Raw genomic sequence first — 18,175 nt, 5'->3', positions numbered from 1 at the left:
TATTCTTTATTGTCTTTTGCTGTTAGAATCTAATGCCCAATTCAAGGTATTAATGAGCAGTTGTGCCCCTTGAGTCGTCAAAATGGATTCTGGGTGAAATTGGAAGCCACACACCTTGTCTTCTTCTTGAATTACGGCCATTACAAGGTCATCTACTGTGGCTGTAATGGTTAGTTCATTCGTTACCTTTGTTGCCACTAATGAGTGGTAACGAGCAATAGAGAGTGGATTTGGTAAGTCATTAAAAATAGGGTGTTGGTTATGGTTCATCATTGCTGATTTACCATGAACAATTTCACCTGCTCCGGCAACCGTACCGTTATAGGCCTCAACAATCGCTTGGTGCCCAAGACAAATACCTATCATTGGGATTTTGCCTTTTAGGCGCTGAATAACTTCAGGCATACAACCTGCTTCTGATGGTGCTCCAGGGCCAGGAGATAAAACGACAACTGGATTGTCTAGCTTATTTACGGCTTCTTCAAAAGCGGCTGCGCTTAAGCTATTACGGTAAATCGTCACTGGGTAACCAAGAGAGCGAAATTGATCAACTAAGTTGTAGGTAAAGGAATCAAAGTTATCGAGTAATACAATGTGAGCCATTATTTTGTCTCCTTAACTTGTTGCGCGGTTGCCGATAAATGTGCTTTTTGAATGGCTGAGATAACCGCTTGCGCTTTGCCTCGTGTTTCATCAGCTTCTGCCTGAGGATCTGAGTCATATACTACGCCGGCACCAGCTTGAACTTGAGCAACACCATCTTCGACATAAGCTGAACGGATCACAATACAGGTATCCATGCTGCCATCGCCAGTTAAATAACCCACAGCGCCACCATAAGCACCACGGTGAGTTTTTTCTACATCACGGATAAGTTGCATTGCTCGAATTTTAGGAGCTCCAGTGAGGGTTCCCATGTTCATGCATGCTTGATAAGCGTGAAGAGCATCGAGTTCGGTTCTGAGTTGCCCAACCACTCGAGACACTAAATGCATAACATGACTATAGCGATCCACTTTAAGCAAATCAGCAACGTGACGAGTGCCAGCTTGCGAAATTCGAGCCACATCGTTTCGTGCTAAATCAACTAGCATCATGTGTTCTGCATTTTCTTTTGTGTCACAGCGTAATTCCAATTCGATACGACTATCTAAATCGTGGTTGATGGAACCATCTGCATTTTTACCACGTTTACGAGTACCTGCTATTGGATAAATTTCAACTTGATTGCTGACTTTGCAATATTTAAGAGCTGATTCAGGAGAGGCTCCAAACAGTGTGAAATCACGATCTTGCAGATAGAACATATAAGGACTTGGGTTACCGATCTTCAGTTCGCGGTAAGCGGAAAGTGGAGCAGGGCAAGGCAGAGTAAAACGACGAGAAGGAACAACTTGGAACACATCTCCTTTGATGACAAATTCTTTTAAATTTAAAACTGTTTGGCAAAAATCATCATCAGAGACACTTGGAACTGCATTACATTCAGTTAAGACTGGCGCTAATGGGACATCATGAGATTCAGAGCAGAATGTTTTTATGGAAGACAAACGTTTTGATACTTGTTGCTTTATTTCTTTATTTTGGGAAAAAAGCGTACCTTGTAACGTGGACTTTTGAGTTTGATGGTCAATAACCAGTAGTGTCTCTGCAATATAAAAAAGGTAATCCGGGCACTTATTTGTTGAATCGGCATTACCTAGATTTTCAAAATTGGCAACTAAGTCATAAGCAAATAAACCGCCAAGGAATAATGCATTTGAAGGTAAGCCTGATAAGTCGAATTGATGTTGAATAAAGCGTAGCGCATCAAACGATGACAGTTCTCGAAGACGGCTGTCTTCATCTAGATCTTGATTAGCATCAGGGAAATGAAGTGTTAACAGATTATTTGAAACTGATTGAATCAATGTCGATGGTAAGCATTGAGCAAGTTGAGCTAATAATAGTTCACCATTTGTTGTCATTGCTTCTAAAGTTACGTCTTTGCCAAAGCAATGAATTCTAACAGCAGCGTCAATTAGCATTAGACTTTTTAGGTCTTCTTTTGAATCTACTTCTGCGGATTCAAGTAATAAACTCATTGCGCCGTCAGCACACAATGTGGAATACAGCTCCGTTGGATCTGAAACGTATGGGACATCAAGGCAAAGTAGTTCAAGTTTACTATCTTGTGAATGTGATGAACGCATTATAGCCTCCCTGCTAATTCGTTGATCTTGTGTTAAATTATATTGTATTGGCATAGTCGCATATTTCACAGTTGTTGCCACTCTTTTGTTAAAACTTATGAGGGCTAAAAGGCGGTTTGTATATTATTTCATCGTTATTTCTCAATTGTGCTTTTGTACTATCTATCACATCATCAATGTGTATTTCGGACATAAAAAAACCCGCTTAGTTGCGGGTAGTGGATTTATGTCAAAAATAAATTAGCACAAAACACTACCCAAAGCAGTGCCACCATCGTGAGCTTACCACTGATGTTTTTAAGATTGCTTGTTGTCTGTTAAGCTGTGACATAAAGTACCTATTATTGACCAATTTCAATTTGGTGAGAAAGTGTTTAACTGTGTACTAGTAAACTAGTGCGCAAGAAGAAAGTCAAGAATAATTATGAAAATAGACCTACATAGTCACACAACTGCGTCAGATGGACGCTTATCACCCACAGAATTAGTTGAAAGAGCGGTTAGTTTTGATGTGAAGGTGCTTGCTATTACTGATCATGACTCTGTTGCGGGTCTTGATGAAGCTCATGCGGCAATTAAAGATCAAAATTTACCTTTGCAATTGATAAATGGAATTGAAATATCGACGTTATGGAGCAATAAAGACATTCATGTTGTTGGCTTAAACTTAGATATTCACCACCCTGATCTCATTGAGCTAATTAAAAATCAAGAAGCTCGAAGAGATGCTCGTGCAATTAAAATGGCAGAACGCTTAGAGAAAGCGGGTTACGAAGGGGCATTAGAAGGGGCAAAAGCATTAGCTGGAGATGGCACATTAACTCGTGCTCATTTTGGTAAGTGGTTAGTTGATGAAGGTCACGCTAAAACAATGCAGGCGGTATTTAAAAAATTCTTAACTCGCAATAACATAGGTTATGTGCCGCCAGATTGGTGTACGATTGAAGAAGCCGTTAATGTGATTCATAAGGCCGGAGGAGTTGCAGTACTTGCTCACCCTGGTCGCTATAAGTTAACAGCAAAATGGATAAAACGTTTATTAGCTGCGTTTGTTGAGGCAAAAGGTGATGCGATGGAAGTTGCATTACCGCAGCAAGGGGTGCAAGAGCGTCGAGTTCTTGCTGATTATGCAATTCAATTTGAATTAGAAGCTTCCCAAGGCTCTGATTTTCATTACTCATCGCCTTGGACGGAGTTAGGGCGAAATTTATGGTTGCCAGAAGGAGTCGTTCCTGTTTGGCAAAAATGGGATATACCAAGCTGAAACAGAAAATGGATTTAGTATAAAACTAAAATAAAAACCAAATATCACTATGACCTGCTAAGCAGGAGGGATTATGAGTCAATTTTTTTACGTACATCCAGAAAACCCACAAGCACGTTTAATTAATCAAGCCGTGGCGATTATTCGTGATGGCGGTGTGGTAATTTATCCAACAGATTCAGGTTATGCGTTGGGTTGTCAACTTGAGAATAAACAAGCATTAGAGCGAATCTGTCAGATCCGTCGCTTAGATGACAAACATAATTTTACGTTACTGTGTCGTGATTTATCTGAGCTATCTATTTATGCTCGTGTTGATAACAGTATTTTCCGATTACTTAAAAATAACACGCCAGGCGCATATACTTTTATTTTTAAAGGAACAAAGGAAGTGCCTCGTCGTTTAATGAACCCAAAACGTAAGACCATTGGTATGCGTGTGCCTGATAATAAGATCGCTTTGGATTTGTTGGAAGCGTTAGGCGAACCATTGATGTCAACAACCTTGATTTTGCCCGGAAATGAAATGGCAGAATCTGATCCTGAAGCGATTCGTGATCAGTTAGAACATGCTGTTGATTTAATTATGAATGGTGGTTATTTAGGTGAACAGCCAACAACCGTTATCGACTTTAGCGATGATGATATTAAGATTGCTCGAGTAGGTGCTGGTGATCCAACTCCATTTGAATAACTGAATAATAAATGTTTGAAATAGTCAGACAGTCGTTCTGGCTATTTTTTTATTTCAACTATAGCCATTTATCTACGACTTGCTGCAATTGTGCTTTAGAGACTGGCTTTGTTAGGTAACCATCCATAACTTGTGTTATAGCGCTGATTTCTTCATGACTGGATTCACCCGTTAACGCGATAATCGGTAAATTAGGATAGATTATTTTAATTTTTTTAGCAGCATCAATTCCGTTCATTACTGGCATACGAGAATCCATAAAGATAAGATCAAGTTTGTTATTTGTGGCTATTTCTACTGCTTCTTCACCATTTTCTGCTTGTAAAAGTGTTAAATTATCCTGCTTTATGAAAGTGTGTATTAACATACGTTGTACTTTTTTATCATCAACAATTAATACTGTTTTAAGCGAATTATCTTTCTTATTAATTAACGATGGAGTATTTGGTTTGTGGGAGTTTAATGTATTAATATCTCCTTCTATATGGGGGAAACTAAGTACAAATTCGGTGAATTCACCTTTGGTTGAATAACAGACTATGTTTCCCTCAAAGGCATGCATAACACGTAAGCAATAAGATAGTCCTAACCCACTGCCGCCTTTCTTATTATGAGTAAAGAAATCATCAAAGATATTAGGAAGAATGTGAGAATCAATTCCTGGGCCGGTGTCTCTAAATATTAATTTATTGGTCGCAAATCCTCGAACTAATCGAATAGATATAGAACTTTTATATTCATCAAAGTAATGTATTGCATTTCTTAATAAATTAAACAGTATGAATCCATATAGAGTATCATTGATATTTACGATGAAATCGTCTTCAAGATTCAGGGTTATTTTTTGTTTCATTTCTTCAGAGTCGAATACATATTCATCAATAATTTGTTGAGTTAACAGTGAAATTGAATAGTGTTGGAATAGAGCATCACTTATTGTTGTATTCTTTGCTTCACTAAGAATGATATCAATTAATTGCGCTCCTTTTTGAATCGCTAAACATCCTTGGTTTAATTCATTTTTTATCAGATCTTCTTGCTTTTCATGTTCAGTATTTTTTTGATAGTGATGTTTGATTTTTTCAAAATGATATTGAAGTTGTGATAATGGATTTCGCATCTCATGAGCAATAGAGTTAGCAAGAGCTTGTGATTGACGGACTTTTTGCTCACTTTCAATATAACCTTGAACCTTGGTTAACACCCATTGAATTGCTGAGATCTCTTCATTTGAAAAGGTTGCATTATCGTGTTTATTTGCTGAGATTAAGAAATGCGATATTAGCTTATTTTCACCAAAAATAGGTAAGATTAATGCGGTTTTGCTTTGATCCATTTTTTCTTGCACTTGATGAAGTGCTGAATTACCAGTTTCAAGAGCGTAATGGATTTGATAATCGAGCTCATCTTTAACCAGAGCGGAATGGCTTTCATTTAAGTGTGGGATGAAAATATTGTAATTCGTGTTTTTTCCAATTAATAATAATTCTTCTTTTGGAGTATTTAGTATTGAGGCTAATTTTATGATGGCATTACTGCTTGAGTATTTAAATTCCTCAGCTATCTTATATATTTTCTCAACGGGTGTTTGTTGATCTTTATATATAATAATAGATGCTATCTTTTTTGATTTTTTAAGTGTTTTATCCCAAAATAGTCCGGTTATTATAATTGATAAAGCATAAACATAGAATAAGTTAGGGTTACTTGATGAACTATAAATAATTACAATAGGGGTTATATACAATATTAAATTTATTGAATATGAGAGTGACCAGAATAATAGATATTTAAAACTATATAGTCGATGATAAAGTAGAGTGTAACCAATTAATAAAGCTTCTGTGACTGATAAGGTTGGAGGCAGCCATGTATATGAAAAATCTGCCCATATGACAGGGATGATAATTTGAGAAGCAATGGTTGAGATCATGTAAATAAATATCCCAATCATTAGATAAACAGATTTTTCTTTATTAAGTTTTATATTACTTTTTCTAAGTTTAAAGAAATTAATACTGGTTAGAATTACAAACAAAAATGCGTTTAGGAAAAACAAAGGAGCAAAGGGCCCGAACTCAATGGTGAATACGCTAGGAGCTTGAATGGTCACTCCTATAACCGTTAAGTTAGGGATAACATTCACAATTAGTGCGACAAGTGTTGTTATGCTCGTTAAGCCAAATTGCCATTTAGAGAGTCTTTTGTCTGAGTGTTTTGACGCTAAACGACATGAAAATAGAAAAGCAAACGCAAATGCTAGATACGAAGTCATATTGGCAAAAAGTGCCATGAAAATAGCCGCGGATTCATCGAAATAAGTGAGTAATGGTGATTGAAAGTAGGCGTTACTTAGTATCCATAGAATAATAAAGAACGCATAAAAAATGTATGATGAATAAATGTAAGGGTTTACCTTTGTCCGCTCTCTATATAGAGAGCGGACAAAATACCCTACCCAAAGCAAGATGATTGCTGAGGTTGTCAGTAGTAAATAAACTTTAGGTAAAGTAGTTAACATTTATATAAAACTCACTGATTTCGAAGTTTTTTTCTTAGGCTTATAATATTAGCATTGTATGCCTTAAAACTATATTGATTGAAAGCAGATGATGCATTTTTTAAAAGCCAGATCCCTTTATAAGTGATTATTCCTGATTTATTTACATCTTGCTCACTTGTGAAAACATAAGGAGATTGAGTTGGTGTCAGCAAATTCATCGATTGATAAAATAATACCATTGCTGGTTTTTCTATTATCGTGAATACAATATCTCTTCCACTTTCCTTTAAAGCCATAGCCAATCCTTTTTGTGCTAAATACAGATGATAGTTAGCTTTAGATTTCTCCCCACTAATAGTAAGTCGAATCGCTTCACATGCCTTTGTTTTATCTAAGATAGAATAAAATAAGTCATTTTCGATTTCGGTACTGCTTTTATCAACAAACTGTGACCTTGCTAACGGACTCATGGATGTCGCATGAGAAAGAGATAACAGTCCATCAGCGTTGAGGTTTGGTTTCCATTTGGTATTTTGAAAGAAATTGTCGAAAAAGAGCCAATCATGCTTATTCGATGTGGTTTGGATTAATGCAGATGAAATAATGGTTGGATAGATATTGTTGTCAGTATATTGATAGAGAATAAAATGCTCTCCTTTGGACGAAATTTCTAGATGATTTAGCATTTCATACCACTTGTGTTCTTTAATGAAGGTAGCGATATTAATGAGTACAATGGCATCTGAAAGAGGAAGGGGGTGTTCGCTAAATTCAGTGTGGAAATAACGTTCGTCTGTTGAGATATCTTGAACCAGTTCGTAATGATATTTTTCATCAATAATGGCTGAGGTGCTGTTTTTTTTCGTTATATCTAGATGACGATGAAGTACAGACATGGGTTTATGAATAAGTTTAAACATTTCAAATTCAGTACTGCATTTCAAAAGACAACCAAAAACTTTGATAGCCATTTGTTCTATATGAAAATAGATCTTAGGTAATGAACTACAAGGTTGTTTTCCTAAGATTTCTGCCGCTTCTGATGTTGAAAATAAGTATTCCAAATTTCCAATCGTTCCGCCTTCAAATTTATTCAAAATGATTCGTTCTCTTGCATTGATCAGTTGTTGAAGTAAATTAAAATTCTGCGTTTGAGAACAATAATCGTACAACTCTTTTATAAATTCATATTGCAGGTTTTTTTTCGACTATCTCTTCGTGAGAGATAGATGGAAGTGTATTTAAAAGAAGTGTGAAGTTTTTCATAATACTACCTTATTGATTGATAAGTCATTAAAATTACTGAGAAAATTACTTTCTCAGCATAATCAGTATAGTAAAAATAGGTAGTGGTGTTATGAGCACTTTGCGTGTCTTACGACAAAAATTAAAATTAAATTTTGATTAAATTCTTACCGCTTATTAGTAACAATATTGTATAATCACGCTTCATAGAATTTGATAGTGATTAAGAGTGAAGGATTATCTATTCATCCTCTTGATTAATAAGAAGTTAATTGACGCCTGTGAAGGCGACATAAAAAGGTAAAGAATGAGCGAAAAATTACAGAAAGTATTAGCACGAGCTGGTCTTGGTTCTCGTCGTGAGCTAGAAACCATGATTCAAGCTGGTCGTGTTAGTGTTGATGGTCAGAGAGCAAAATTAGGCGATCGCCTAGAAAACGTGGATGCTAAAATCCGTATTGATGGCCATGTCGTATCGGTTAAAGAGTCAACTGATGTGATCTGTCGAGTACTTGCCTATCATAAACCTGAAGGTGAGCTATGTACACGTCATGACCCTGAAGGTCGTCGTACTGTATTTGATCGTTTACCAAAAATTCGTGATTCTCGTTGGGTATCAGTTGGTCGTTTGGATGCTAATACCGCTGGTTTATTGCTTTTCACTACAGATGGTGAATTAGCAAACCGTTTGATGCACCCAAGTCGTAAAGTTGAACGTGAATACATGTGTCGTGTATTTGGTGAAATTAACGAGAAAATGATTCGTAATCTAGTTACTGGTGTAAAACTAGAAGACGGTGAAGCGCGTTTTGAAGATGTAATGTACGCCGGCGGTGAAGGTATGAACCATACTTTCTACGTTGTTATTAATGAAGGTCGTAACCGTGAAGTACGTCGTTTATGGGATTCGCAAGGTGTAACAGTAAGTCGTCTAAAACGTGTTCGTTACGGTGATATCTTCCTTGAGAAAGCTTTACCACGTGGTGGTTGGATGGAGCTTGAACTTAAAGAAGTTAACTACCTACGTGAGATGGTTGAATTACCGCCAGAGAAAGAAAGTCTACTTGATGTAGATAAAGAGTCTCGTAAGCGTGCTAAATCAAAAACTCAAAAGATCCGTCGTGCTGTTAAGCGTTATGATGAGCGTTCAACAGAGGAGCGTAATACTCCAGCGGGTCGTCGTGGCCGCAACAATAAAAAACCAGTTGGTAGTTCACTGCCTTCAGCAAAACGTGGCTCTAATAATGGGGATAGCCAACCTTCAGGTAAGCCACAATCGAAAGGTAAAAAACCAGCGGCTGGTCAAAAACCAGTAAGAAGTAAGTTTTCACCAAACGGTAAAGCGCCAAAGTCTAAACCTAGACAGCGTTAATTGCATCGTTAAAAACACTTAGATGAATAATTAAAGGGTTGCACCGTAAGGTAGCAACCCTTTTTTGTTCGTTTCTTTAAAAATTTATTTTGCCTGAGCATCAATACATTGACTGTGTACGTTAACGCCTTCTGGTGCCATTAAATATACATAAAGAGGCATAATGTCTTTTGGTGTTTTAAGTAAACTAATGTCTTCAGCAGGGAAGGCTTGAGCTCGCATACGAGTATGAGTACCTCCAGGGTTAATAGCATTTACTTTTACCTTGGTGCTTTCCATTTCATGCGCTAATGTTTGCATCATGCCTTCTGTAGCAAATTTTGAGATAGCGTAGGCTCCCCAAAATGCTCGCCCTTGATGTCCAACTGTTGAAGTGGTAAAGATGATTCGGGCATCATCAGATTGTTGTAGAACAGGAAGTAGGGCTTGTGTCATCAAAAATTGAGCTTTGACATTGATCTGCATGACTTCATCAAAAATGGATTCTTCAAATTGTTCGAAGGGACTAAGCATACCTAATAAACCAGCGTTATGAAGAAGACCATCTAGCTGTCCAAATTGGCTTTGAATAGTTTCAGCCATGTCAACGTAGTGCTGTTTGGTAGCTCCTTTTAAATCTAAAGGAACAATTGCAGGTGTTGGGTAACCTGCGGCTTCAATCTCATCATAGACCGCTTCTAATTTAGTGACAGTGCGCCCTAATAAAATAACGGTAGCGCCATGTTGAGCATAATGTAAGGCGGCTTGTTTACCAATACCATCACCAGCACCAGTAACTAAAATAACTTTATTTTTTAATGCGTCAGAAGAAACCTGATAATCCACTCTGTAATCCTTGTATTTCAACGTTCACATTGAGAAATTTTTACAAATTAGTGTTGTAAGTTGATGTAAAAATGCGCGTTTAGTGCGATTTATTATCATAATGTGAACTAACTTCGAGTTAAGTCGAGTACAATACACGAAACATACTTAAGAGGGTATTACATTGGAATTTTTGTTTGATTACGGTCTCTTTTTAGCAAAGATCGCAACTGTTGTTGTTTCTATTATTGCCATTCTAATTGCAGCTAAAGCGGTTGGTGGGAAATCTGCTGGTGCAAAAGGTGAATTAGAGGTAACTAATTTAACTGAACAGTATAAGGACACTGTCGTTGAATTAGAGCATCACTTATTTGATGATGCAGAATTAAAAGCTCGTACAAAGGCTGAAAAGAAAGCAGACAAAGAAGCGGAAAAAGCAAAACAGAAAGAAATCAAGCAAGCGGCAAAAGCGGGTGAACTTGAGTTAAAGCGTGATGCTCGTTTGTTCGTTTTGGACTTTAATGGCAGCATTGATGCGAAAGAAGTTGCTGCGCTACGTGAAGAAGTATCAGCTATTTTAGCGGTTGCTATTGAAGGTGATGAAGTACTTTTACGCCTTGAAAGTGGTGGTGGTATGGTTCATGGTTATGGCCTTGCTTCATCTCAACTTGATCGCTTACGTGATGCAAACATTACATTAACGATCTCTGTAGATAAAGTTGCAGCTTCTGGTGGCTATATGATGGCATGTATTGGTGAGAAGATCATTGCTGCACCATTTGCAATCGTTGGTTCGATTGGTGTTGTTGCTCAGTTGCCAAATTTCAATAAATTATTGAAGAAAAATGATATTGAATTTGAGCAATTAACCGCTGGTGAATACAAACGTACCCTAACAATGTTTGGTGAAAATAGCGATAAAGCACGTGAAAAATTCCAATTAGAGTTGGAAGAAACTCATGTTTTATTTAAAGATTTTATTCGTGAGCATCGTTCAGAGCTAGATCTTGAAAAAGTAGCAACAGGCGAGCATTGGTTCGGTAAACAAGCGTTGGAGTTAGGTCTAATTGATGAGATTCAAACGTCGGACGATTATTTAACAAAAGCATGTAAAAATCGTGAAGTTTTAGCTATTCATTACGTTCAAAAGAAAAAGTTAAGCGATAAAATTGCGGGGATTGCAGGCCAGTCTGCTGAGAACGTATTTATGCGTTTAATTAGCAAAGGTCAGCGACCGATTGTTTAATTTTTAATGCAAGAAAGCGCATTAATTTAGACCATATCTGTTCAGTTATTAATAGGGTAGATATGACAAAAAAGGCTGAGATTTCAGCCTTTTTTATTGTCTACATTGTACCAAAAAAAGTCGCAGTTATTTAACCGTAAACTCTTTTGATAAATGGTGCGCAAGGTATTTAAACATATTGAAAACAGCGGTTGTTTTTTCAGTAGGAAGACCTTGGTCTGATAAGAAGTATTCTCCTTTAAACACAAGAACTTCATCTTTCTCTTCTACGCTAGTCGCACGCATACCTTCAAGGTAGTTTTCGTGATCTTGAATGATTTGATTGGCAATTAACAGTAAATCAGCCTCAGAAATGGATTTTTTATCGCTCATAAGTCACTCATTTTTTGCTATATAAAAGAGGGATTCTAAGCTCAAAAAATGAAAATCACAACGAATGTGGCATATCAATTCAAAATAATAGTTTACTTGTATTCACTTTTTCTTACCAAAGTCATTGAAAGATAAGTAGAGTCACAAAAAGGCATTTTATTGTGAGCAGGTGCAAGATATTAAACTAAGCTTTTGAGCTTAAACTCAGTAAATGCTAATAGATGCGCACTGTTATGGATTTGCTCGTTGAATAATCACATTTGATTAACAACTGTCCAAAGCGCGACCATTCAGCACTGTTTGTAAAAAAAGTGGTTGACGTGATGCCATACACCCTCAATAGTAATATATAGATAAACATTAGATTTTAGCTGTGGACTAAACGAAAGTCGGCAGCTAAGTAAATTTCAACACGAGGACGTTAGTGAGACATTATGGGTAAATCTCTAGTTATCGTGGAGTCACCAGCCAAAGCGAAAACCATCAATAAATACCTTGGCAAAGACTTCATCGTAAAATCCAGTGTAGGTCACGTACGTGATTTGCCTATGGGTTCGACAAGCACTGGCAAAAAGGCAGCAGCGTCGACCAAAGGGTTAAGTGTTGAAGAAAAAGCACGAATTAAAAAAGAAAGAGATAAAAAGAACCTAATTAATAAAATGGGTATTGACCCATACAACGATTGGGCAGCTAACTACCAAATCCTTCCGGGTAAAGAAAAAGTAGTAGCAGAACTACAAAAATTAGCAGAAAGCGCAGATACCGTTTATCTCGCAACCGATTTGGACCGTGAAGGGGAAGCTATTGCGTGGCACCTTCGCGAGATCATCGGTGGTGATGATTCACGCTTCAAACGTGTGGTTTTTAACGAAATCACGAAAAATGCGATTCAACAGGCATTCGAAACTCCAGGTGAACTAAGTATGCCTGGTGTAAATGCACAACAAGCTCGTCGTTTCTTAGACCGTGTTGTTGGCTTTATGGCGTCTCCGTTATTGTGGAAGAAAGTGGCTCGTGGTTTATCTGCTGGCCGTGTGCAATCGGTAGCAGTGAAAGTATTGGTAGAGCGTGAGCGTGAAATCAATGCTTTTATTCCTGAAGAATTTTGGGATATTCACGCAGACACGTTAACAGCAGATAAAGAAAACTTCCGTCTGCAAGTCGCACAACGTAACGGTTCAGCATTCAAACCGCTTAATCAAGCAGATACAGAAGCGGCTGTTAGCATTCTTCAAAATGCAGAATACGAAGTGTGTAAACGTGAAGATCGCCCAACGAAAAGTAAGCCATCTGCACCATTTATTACATCAACACTGCAACAGGCGGCAAGTACACGTCTAGGTTACGGTGTTAAAAAGACGATGATGTTAGCTCAGCGCCTCTATGAGGGCGGTTACATCACTTATATGCGTACTGACTCAACTAACTTAAGTAAAGAAGCTGTAGAGGCGTTACGTGAGTTTATTGGTTCTGAGTATGGCGATAGTTATTTACCATCAGCTCCTATTGTTTATGGTAGCAAAGAAGGTGCTCAAGAAGCCCACGAAGCGATTCGTCCTTCAAGCGTAGAAGTAAAAGCTGACGACCTACAAGGTATGGAAGCTGATGCGCATAAACTGTACAACTTAATTTGGAATCAATTCGTAGCCTGTCAAATGACACCTGCGCAATATGATTCAACAACATTGAGCGTAAAAGCAGACGAATTCACACTAAAAGCTAAAGGACGTATCCTGAAGTTTGATGGTTGGACTCGTGTACAGCGCCCAATGGGTAAAAATGAAGATCAACTGCTTCCTGCTGTGCAACTTGGCGATAAGCTAAAGTTAGAAAAACTGGATCCTAAGCAGCACTTTACTAAGCCACCAGCTCGTTTCACAGAAGCGGCATTAGTTAAAGAACTTGAGAAAAAAGGCATTGGTCGTCCATCGACTTACGCATCGATTATCTCAACGATTCAAGATCGTGGTTATGTTCGTATTGATAGCCGTCGTTTCTACGCTGAAAAAATGGGTGAAATCGTAACTGATCGTCTAAATCAATCATTTGATGATTTAATGGATTACGACTTTACTGCTCGCATGGAAGGTAATCTAGATAGAATTGCAGAAGGCGAAAAAGATTGGAAAGATGTGCTTAATACATTCTTCCAAGATTTTACTGCAGACATTGCAAAAGCAGAGCTAGATGAATCTGAAGGCGGTATGTCACCAAATAACATCGTTGAGACAGACATTAAATGTCCAACATGTGGTCGCAATATGGGTATCCGTACTGCATCTACAGGTGTTTTCCTTGGTTGTTCAGGTTATGCATTGCCACCAAAAGAGCGTTGTAAAACAACCATTAACTTAGGAAGTGAAGAGGGCATTGTAAATGTTCTTGAAGAAGACGTAGAAACTGCAGCATTACGTGCGAAGAAACGTTGTCCTAAGTGTGAAACGGCGATGGATCCTTATCTAATTGACCAAGAACGTAAGATTCATGTTTGTGGTAATAACCCGAACTGTGAAGGTTATGTGGTCGAAAAGGGTGAATTCCAACTTAAAGGATACGATGGTCCTGTTGTTGAATGTGACAAGTGTGGTTCTGATATGGAACTGAAAAACGGTCGCTTTGGCAAATACATGGACTGTACGAGTGAAACATGTAAAAACACTCGTAAGATCTTAAAGAATGGTGAAGTTGCTCCACCAAAAGAAGATCCTGTACATCTACCAGAATTAGTATGTGAAAAATCAGATGCTTATTTTGTATTGCGTGATGGTGCGTCAGGTCTATTCTTAGCTGCGAGCACTTTCCCTAAATCACGTGAAACACGTGCACCATTAGTGGAAGAGTTAGTTCGATTTAAGGATCGTTTGTCGCCTAAGTTCTTATACTTAACAGAAGCGCCAACACATGACCCTGATGGTAAACCTGCGGTAGTTCGTTTTAGTCGTAAAACAAAAGAGAACTATGTTCGTTCAGAAGTGGATGGCAAGCCAACAGGTTGGACTGGTTTATATATTGATGGAAAGTGGGCTATTACCGATAAGCGTAAGAAGCCAAAAGCTGAAAAATAATCAATAATAAGATATCAAATGAAAGAGCTGCAGAAATGCGGCTCTTTTTTTACGTAATATTTGTCACAAATAGTCATATTTTTAATTATTTCAAAATAATCTTTGATCTAACACGTTATACCGAATAGCAGTAAAAGTAGATAATCGATGGAATTCAACATTTATTGTTCTATGGAAGTCGGAAACGTTATGCGTCAATACATGAAGTATTTAATCCCAACAATTATTCCTCTCATCATTTTATTGATGCCATTGTCAGCCTTTCCATTTGAAGGCATGACCATAATCCAACAGCGTGTTATTGCTATATTTTTATTAGCAGCGCTATGTTGGGTATTTGAACCGATCCCAATTTATGCCACTTCGGTTGTGATCATCGTTTTAGAATTATTAATGGTATCAAATAAAGGTTTTTTCTTATTTAAGATGAACCAAGATTCACCTCAATTTGGTGAGTTGTTGAATTACAGCGACATTATGGCGACGTTTGCAAGCCCAATTATTATGCTGTTTTTAGGTGGTTTCTTTCTCGCAATGGCGGCAACGAAATATCGTTTAGACGTTAACTTAGCACGTGTATTACTAAAGCCGTTTGGCAGTGATCCTAAATTTGTAATGTTAGGCTTAATGCTGATCACGGGTATTTTCTCAATGTTCATGTCAAATACGGCGACAACGGCGATGATGCTATCTATCTTAACGCCTGTTATTGCTGTATTTGGTCCTAAAGATCCAGGACGTGTTGCTTTTGCCTTGTGTATTCCTATTGCAGCAAACATTGGTGGTATTGGTACACCAATTGGTACTCCTCCTAATGCAATCGCACTTAAATATTTAGTAGGTGATAATTTAATTACGTTTGGTGAATGGATGGTCTTTGGTGTGCCATTTGTTATTGTGATGATGGCGTTAGCATGGTTTTTAATTAACTATTTGTATCCTGCTAAACAAACATCCATGAACTTAAATATTAAGGGTAAATTCTTAAAAACGCCGAAAGCCATTACGGTTTATATCACGTTTGCAGGGACGATTTTATTATGGTTGATGGGATCAAGCCATGGCATGAATTCGTATACAGTTGCTTTAATTCCTGTAGCCATATTTTCTATTACAGGGATCATAAACAAAGAAGATCTTAAGAAGATCTCATGGGATGTGTTATGGCTAGTTTCTGGTGGTATCGCCCTAGGTCTTGCATTAGATAAAACGGGTTTAGCGAAACTGGTTGTTCATAGTATTCCTTTTGACTCTTATTCTCCTTATGTTGTGTTATTTGGTGCTGCGTTCTTGTGTTTATTAATGGCAAACTTTATGTCGCACACTGCAACAGCAAACTTATTAATGCCAATTATGGCAGCTCTTGGTACTTCAATGAGCTCGTTAACTCCGCTGGGTGGCGAACTTACGCTAATCTTAATTGTAACTTTTGCTGCATCTTTAGGTATGTCTTTGCCTATCAGTACGCCACCTAATGCGTTAGCACACGCAACAGGAAATGTAGAAAGCAGCCAAATGGCGAAAACCGGCGTTATTCTAGGGATTGTTGGGGTTTTATTAAGTTTTGTTATGGTGTGGGTTCTTCATTCAGTAGGTCATATTGGATAGTTTATGAATCAAGAAAAATTACAGCGATTAATTGGAGCGTATTTTTCTCAACCTGAGCGTCGGGTGACGCTTCCTGCAGGTGAAACACTACTTGAGCAAGGAGAAGATAATGATCGTTTGTATTATGTCTGCTCTGGTGAACTTGAAGGGTTTTATCAAGAAGAAAATAGCGAAGCGCAAGTCAAAGTATTCAGTGCAGGAGAAGGGGCATTCATTGGCGTTCACAGCTTTTTCTCTGAAACATTGATAGCGTCGTCGACGGTCATTACTAAAACAGAAACTGAATTAGGGTGGATTGACTCTAAAACAACGGCCATTGATTTGGATAGATATGGTCCTTTAACGGCGCAATTTACTCCAATTATTGTTAATGAGCTTTCACGTCGCCAGCGACGAGCAATGCATGAATCTATAGAAAAAGAGAAAGCGTTACAAAAGTTATATACCGCAGAGCAAATGACAACGTTAGGGCAACTTGCCGCAGGTATTGCTCATGAGTTGAATAATGCTGTTGGGGTATTGAGTAGTAAAACAGAAAGACTTCAAAGTATTATTTTAGAGCTACTTGAAGAGATTCATCCCGAAGCGAGCAGTTTTGTTGACCAAGGTTTAATGTTTGGACAAAACATCAGTTCAGCGGAGGTGAGAAAACGCGGACGTGAATTGGAAGTGACTTATGGTATTGAAAGAGATACTGCAAGAGAACTCGCTCGTGCGGTTCCTGAAGGAGAACTTTCAAAGTATTGGTTAAAAAGCCCAGAGCAAGCGGTGCGGTATTGGAATATAGGACGAGACCTTCACGATATGCGTCTTGCTGCAAGGCACTCGGTTGGGATTGTTCGTTCCGTTAAGCAACTAGGACGCACTGATATTGATACCGATGAAGTCTTAGACGTTAACGACAGCATAAATAAAGCTCTTGTGTTATTGCAAAGTGATTTACGACGAGTATCGGTTCATTTAAGTCCTGCAGCAATACCTATGGTAAGAGCATCGGCTACTGAGCTCGTCCAAATTTGGGCAAACATAATTAAGAATGCCAGTGATGCCATGAAGCATACACAGGAACCGGAAATTGAAATATCAACTCGGGTATCGAATCGATTTGTTTTGGTTACGATTGCTAATAATGGCCCTGAGATTGATGAAGCGACAAGAAGAAAAATTTTCAGACCAAACTTTACCACTAAAAAAGGTGGGCTTTCGTTTGGCTTAGGGCTTGGTTTGGCTATAGTTAAACGAATTATCAGTGGGTATGGTGGTTCGATAGCGGTGAAAAGTAACCAAGAGAAAACCATTTTTAGAATTAAACTACCTGTCGAGGACAGTCATGGAAAAACTTAATCTGATTTGTGTGGACGACCAAAGAGAAGTTCTGAGTGCCGTTTTACAAGATTTGGCACCACTTAAAACTTGGGTGAATATTGAAGAGTGCGAGTCTGCGGATGAAGCATTAGATCTATTGGATGAATTAGATAGTGAAGGCGGCTATATCGCTCTTGTGATTTCTGACCATATTATGCCGGGTAAAAATGGTGTTGAGTTATTAACGGATGTATCTCATGACTACCGTTTTTTGAGAACCAAAAAAGTACTATTAACTGGGCAAGCGACTCATCAAGATACTATTACTGCGATTAATCGAGCACGTATTGAAAGTTATATTGAAAAACCGTGGAATGCGAGTGAATTGCTGGCACTAGCTACAAGACTTATCACTGAATACATTTTTGATAAAGGGTTGGAATATACGGATTATCAAGAACATTTAGATCAACAAGTCGTACTAGATAGATTACGATAGGTAAGT

General features: G+C 38.0%; 14 protein-coding genes. 8 read left to right on the top strand and 6 right to left on the bottom strand.

Annotated features, from left to right (window positions below; translation table 11 throughout):
* Positions 1-6: 6 nt before the first annotated feature.
* Positions 7-603, bottom strand: coding sequence for an aminodeoxychorismate/anthranilate synthase component II (locus GNP81_RS07670; protein WP_155673499.1), 597 nt, complete (start codon positions 601-603; stop codon positions 7-9).
* The gene (locus GNP81_RS19315; protein WP_196587336.1) at positions 603-2,192 is read right to left on the bottom strand and encodes an anthranilate synthase component 1; all 1,590 of its coding nucleotides are present in this window, start codon (positions 2,190-2,192) and stop codon (positions 603-605) included. Before GNP81_RS19315 ends, GNP81_RS07670 begins: the two co-directional genes overlap by 1 nt.
* Before the next feature lie 424 nt (positions 2,193-2,616).
* On the opposite strand from GNP81_RS19315, the gene rnm reads away from it, so the two are divergent.
* Positions 2,617-3,456, top strand: coding sequence for an RNase RNM (rnm, locus tag GNP81_RS07650; RefSeq protein ID WP_011261667.1), 840 nt, complete (start codon positions 2,617-2,619; stop codon positions 3,454-3,456).
* Positions 3,457-3,529: 73 nt separating this feature from the next.
* Positions 3,530-4,150 carry an L-threonylcarbamoyladenylate synthase gene (locus GNP81_RS07645; protein WP_011261668.1) on the top strand — a complete coding sequence of 207 codons (621 nt, stop codon included), beginning with the start codon at positions 3,530-3,532 and terminating at the stop codon, positions 4,148-4,150.
* A gap of 58 nt (positions 4,151-4,208) precedes the next feature.
* Here the strand turns inward: GNP81_RS07645 and ainR are convergent, their stop codons facing one another.
* Positions 4,209-6,671 carry an autoinducer hybrid sensor kinase/response regulator AinR gene (gene ainR / locus GNP81_RS07640; RefSeq protein ID WP_155673501.1) on the bottom strand — a complete coding sequence of 821 codons (2,463 nt, stop codon included), beginning with the start codon at positions 6,669-6,671 and terminating at the stop codon, positions 4,209-4,211.
* Between the two features lie 11 nt (positions 6,672-6,682).
* Complete coding sequence (gene ainS / locus GNP81_RS07635; RefSeq protein WP_063646610.1) at positions 6,683-7,849, bottom strand: N-3-oxohexanoyl-L-homoserine lactone synthase AinS; 1,167 nt, start codon at positions 7,847-7,849, stop codon at positions 6,683-6,685.
* Between the two features lie 356 nt (positions 7,850-8,205).
* Between ainS and rluB the strand changes: the two genes are divergently transcribed.
* Complete coding sequence (gene rluB, locus GNP81_RS07630; protein WP_011261671.1) at positions 8,206-9,270, top strand: 23S rRNA pseudouridine(2605) synthase RluB; 1,065 nt, start codon at positions 8,206-8,208, stop codon at positions 9,268-9,270.
* Positions 9,271-9,354: 84 nt separating this feature from the next.
* Here the strand turns inward: rluB and GNP81_RS07625 are convergent, their stop codons facing one another.
* On the bottom strand, positions 9,355-10,095 hold the full coding sequence (locus GNP81_RS07625) for a YciK family oxidoreductase (protein WP_336495426.1): 741 nt from the start codon (positions 10,093-10,095) through the stop codon (positions 9,355-9,357).
* 163 nt (positions 10,096-10,258) lie between these two features.
* Here GNP81_RS07625 and sohB point away from each other — a divergent pair, with 163 nt between their 5' ends.
* A complete protein-coding gene (gene sohB, locus GNP81_RS07620) occupies positions 10,259-11,320 on the top strand; it encodes a protease SohB (RefSeq protein ID WP_005418783.1) in 1,062 nt (353 codons plus the stop codon).
* A gap of 126 nt (positions 11,321-11,446) precedes the next feature.
* Here the strand turns inward: sohB and GNP81_RS07615 are convergent, their stop codons facing one another.
* The gene (locus GNP81_RS07615) at positions 11,447-11,692 is read right to left on the bottom strand and encodes a YciN family protein (RefSeq protein ID WP_005418790.1); all 246 of its coding nucleotides are present in this window, start codon (positions 11,690-11,692) and stop codon (positions 11,447-11,449) included.
* A gap of 434 nt (positions 11,693-12,126) precedes the next feature.
* Between GNP81_RS07615 and topA the strand changes: the two genes are divergently transcribed.
* From topA to GNP81_RS07595, 4 genes are all read left to right on the top strand, one after another.
* Positions 12,127-14,757, top strand: coding sequence for a type I DNA topoisomerase (gene topA / locus GNP81_RS07610; protein ID WP_005418793.1), 2,631 nt, complete (start codon positions 12,127-12,129; stop codon positions 14,755-14,757).
* 189 nt (positions 14,758-14,946) lie between these two features.
* Entirely contained in the window at positions 14,947-16,365 is a 1,419-nt protein-coding gene (locus tag GNP81_RS07605) for an SLC13 family permease (protein WP_047863453.1), read from the top strand.
* A gap of 3 nt (positions 16,366-16,368) precedes the next feature.
* A complete protein-coding gene (locus GNP81_RS07600) occupies positions 16,369-17,709 on the top strand; it encodes an ATP-binding protein (protein WP_155673503.1) in 1,341 nt (446 codons plus the stop codon).
* Positions 17,696-18,169 (top strand): response regulator, encoded by a 474-nt coding sequence (locus GNP81_RS07595; RefSeq protein ID WP_011261687.1) that lies wholly within the window; start codon positions 17,696-17,698, stop codon positions 18,167-18,169. Before GNP81_RS07600 ends, GNP81_RS07595 begins: the two co-directional genes overlap by 14 nt.
* Positions 18,170-18,175 lie beyond the last annotated feature (6 nt).

Origin of the sequence: Aliivibrio fischeri (assembly GCF_009727955.1) — a bacterium.
GTDB classification, from domain to species: Bacteria; Pseudomonadota; Gammaproteobacteria; order Enterobacterales; family Vibrionaceae; genus Aliivibrio; species Aliivibrio fischeri_A.
The sequence above is the reverse complement of the archived record's forward strand: the minus strand, read 5'-3'. Positions and strand labels throughout refer to the sequence as shown.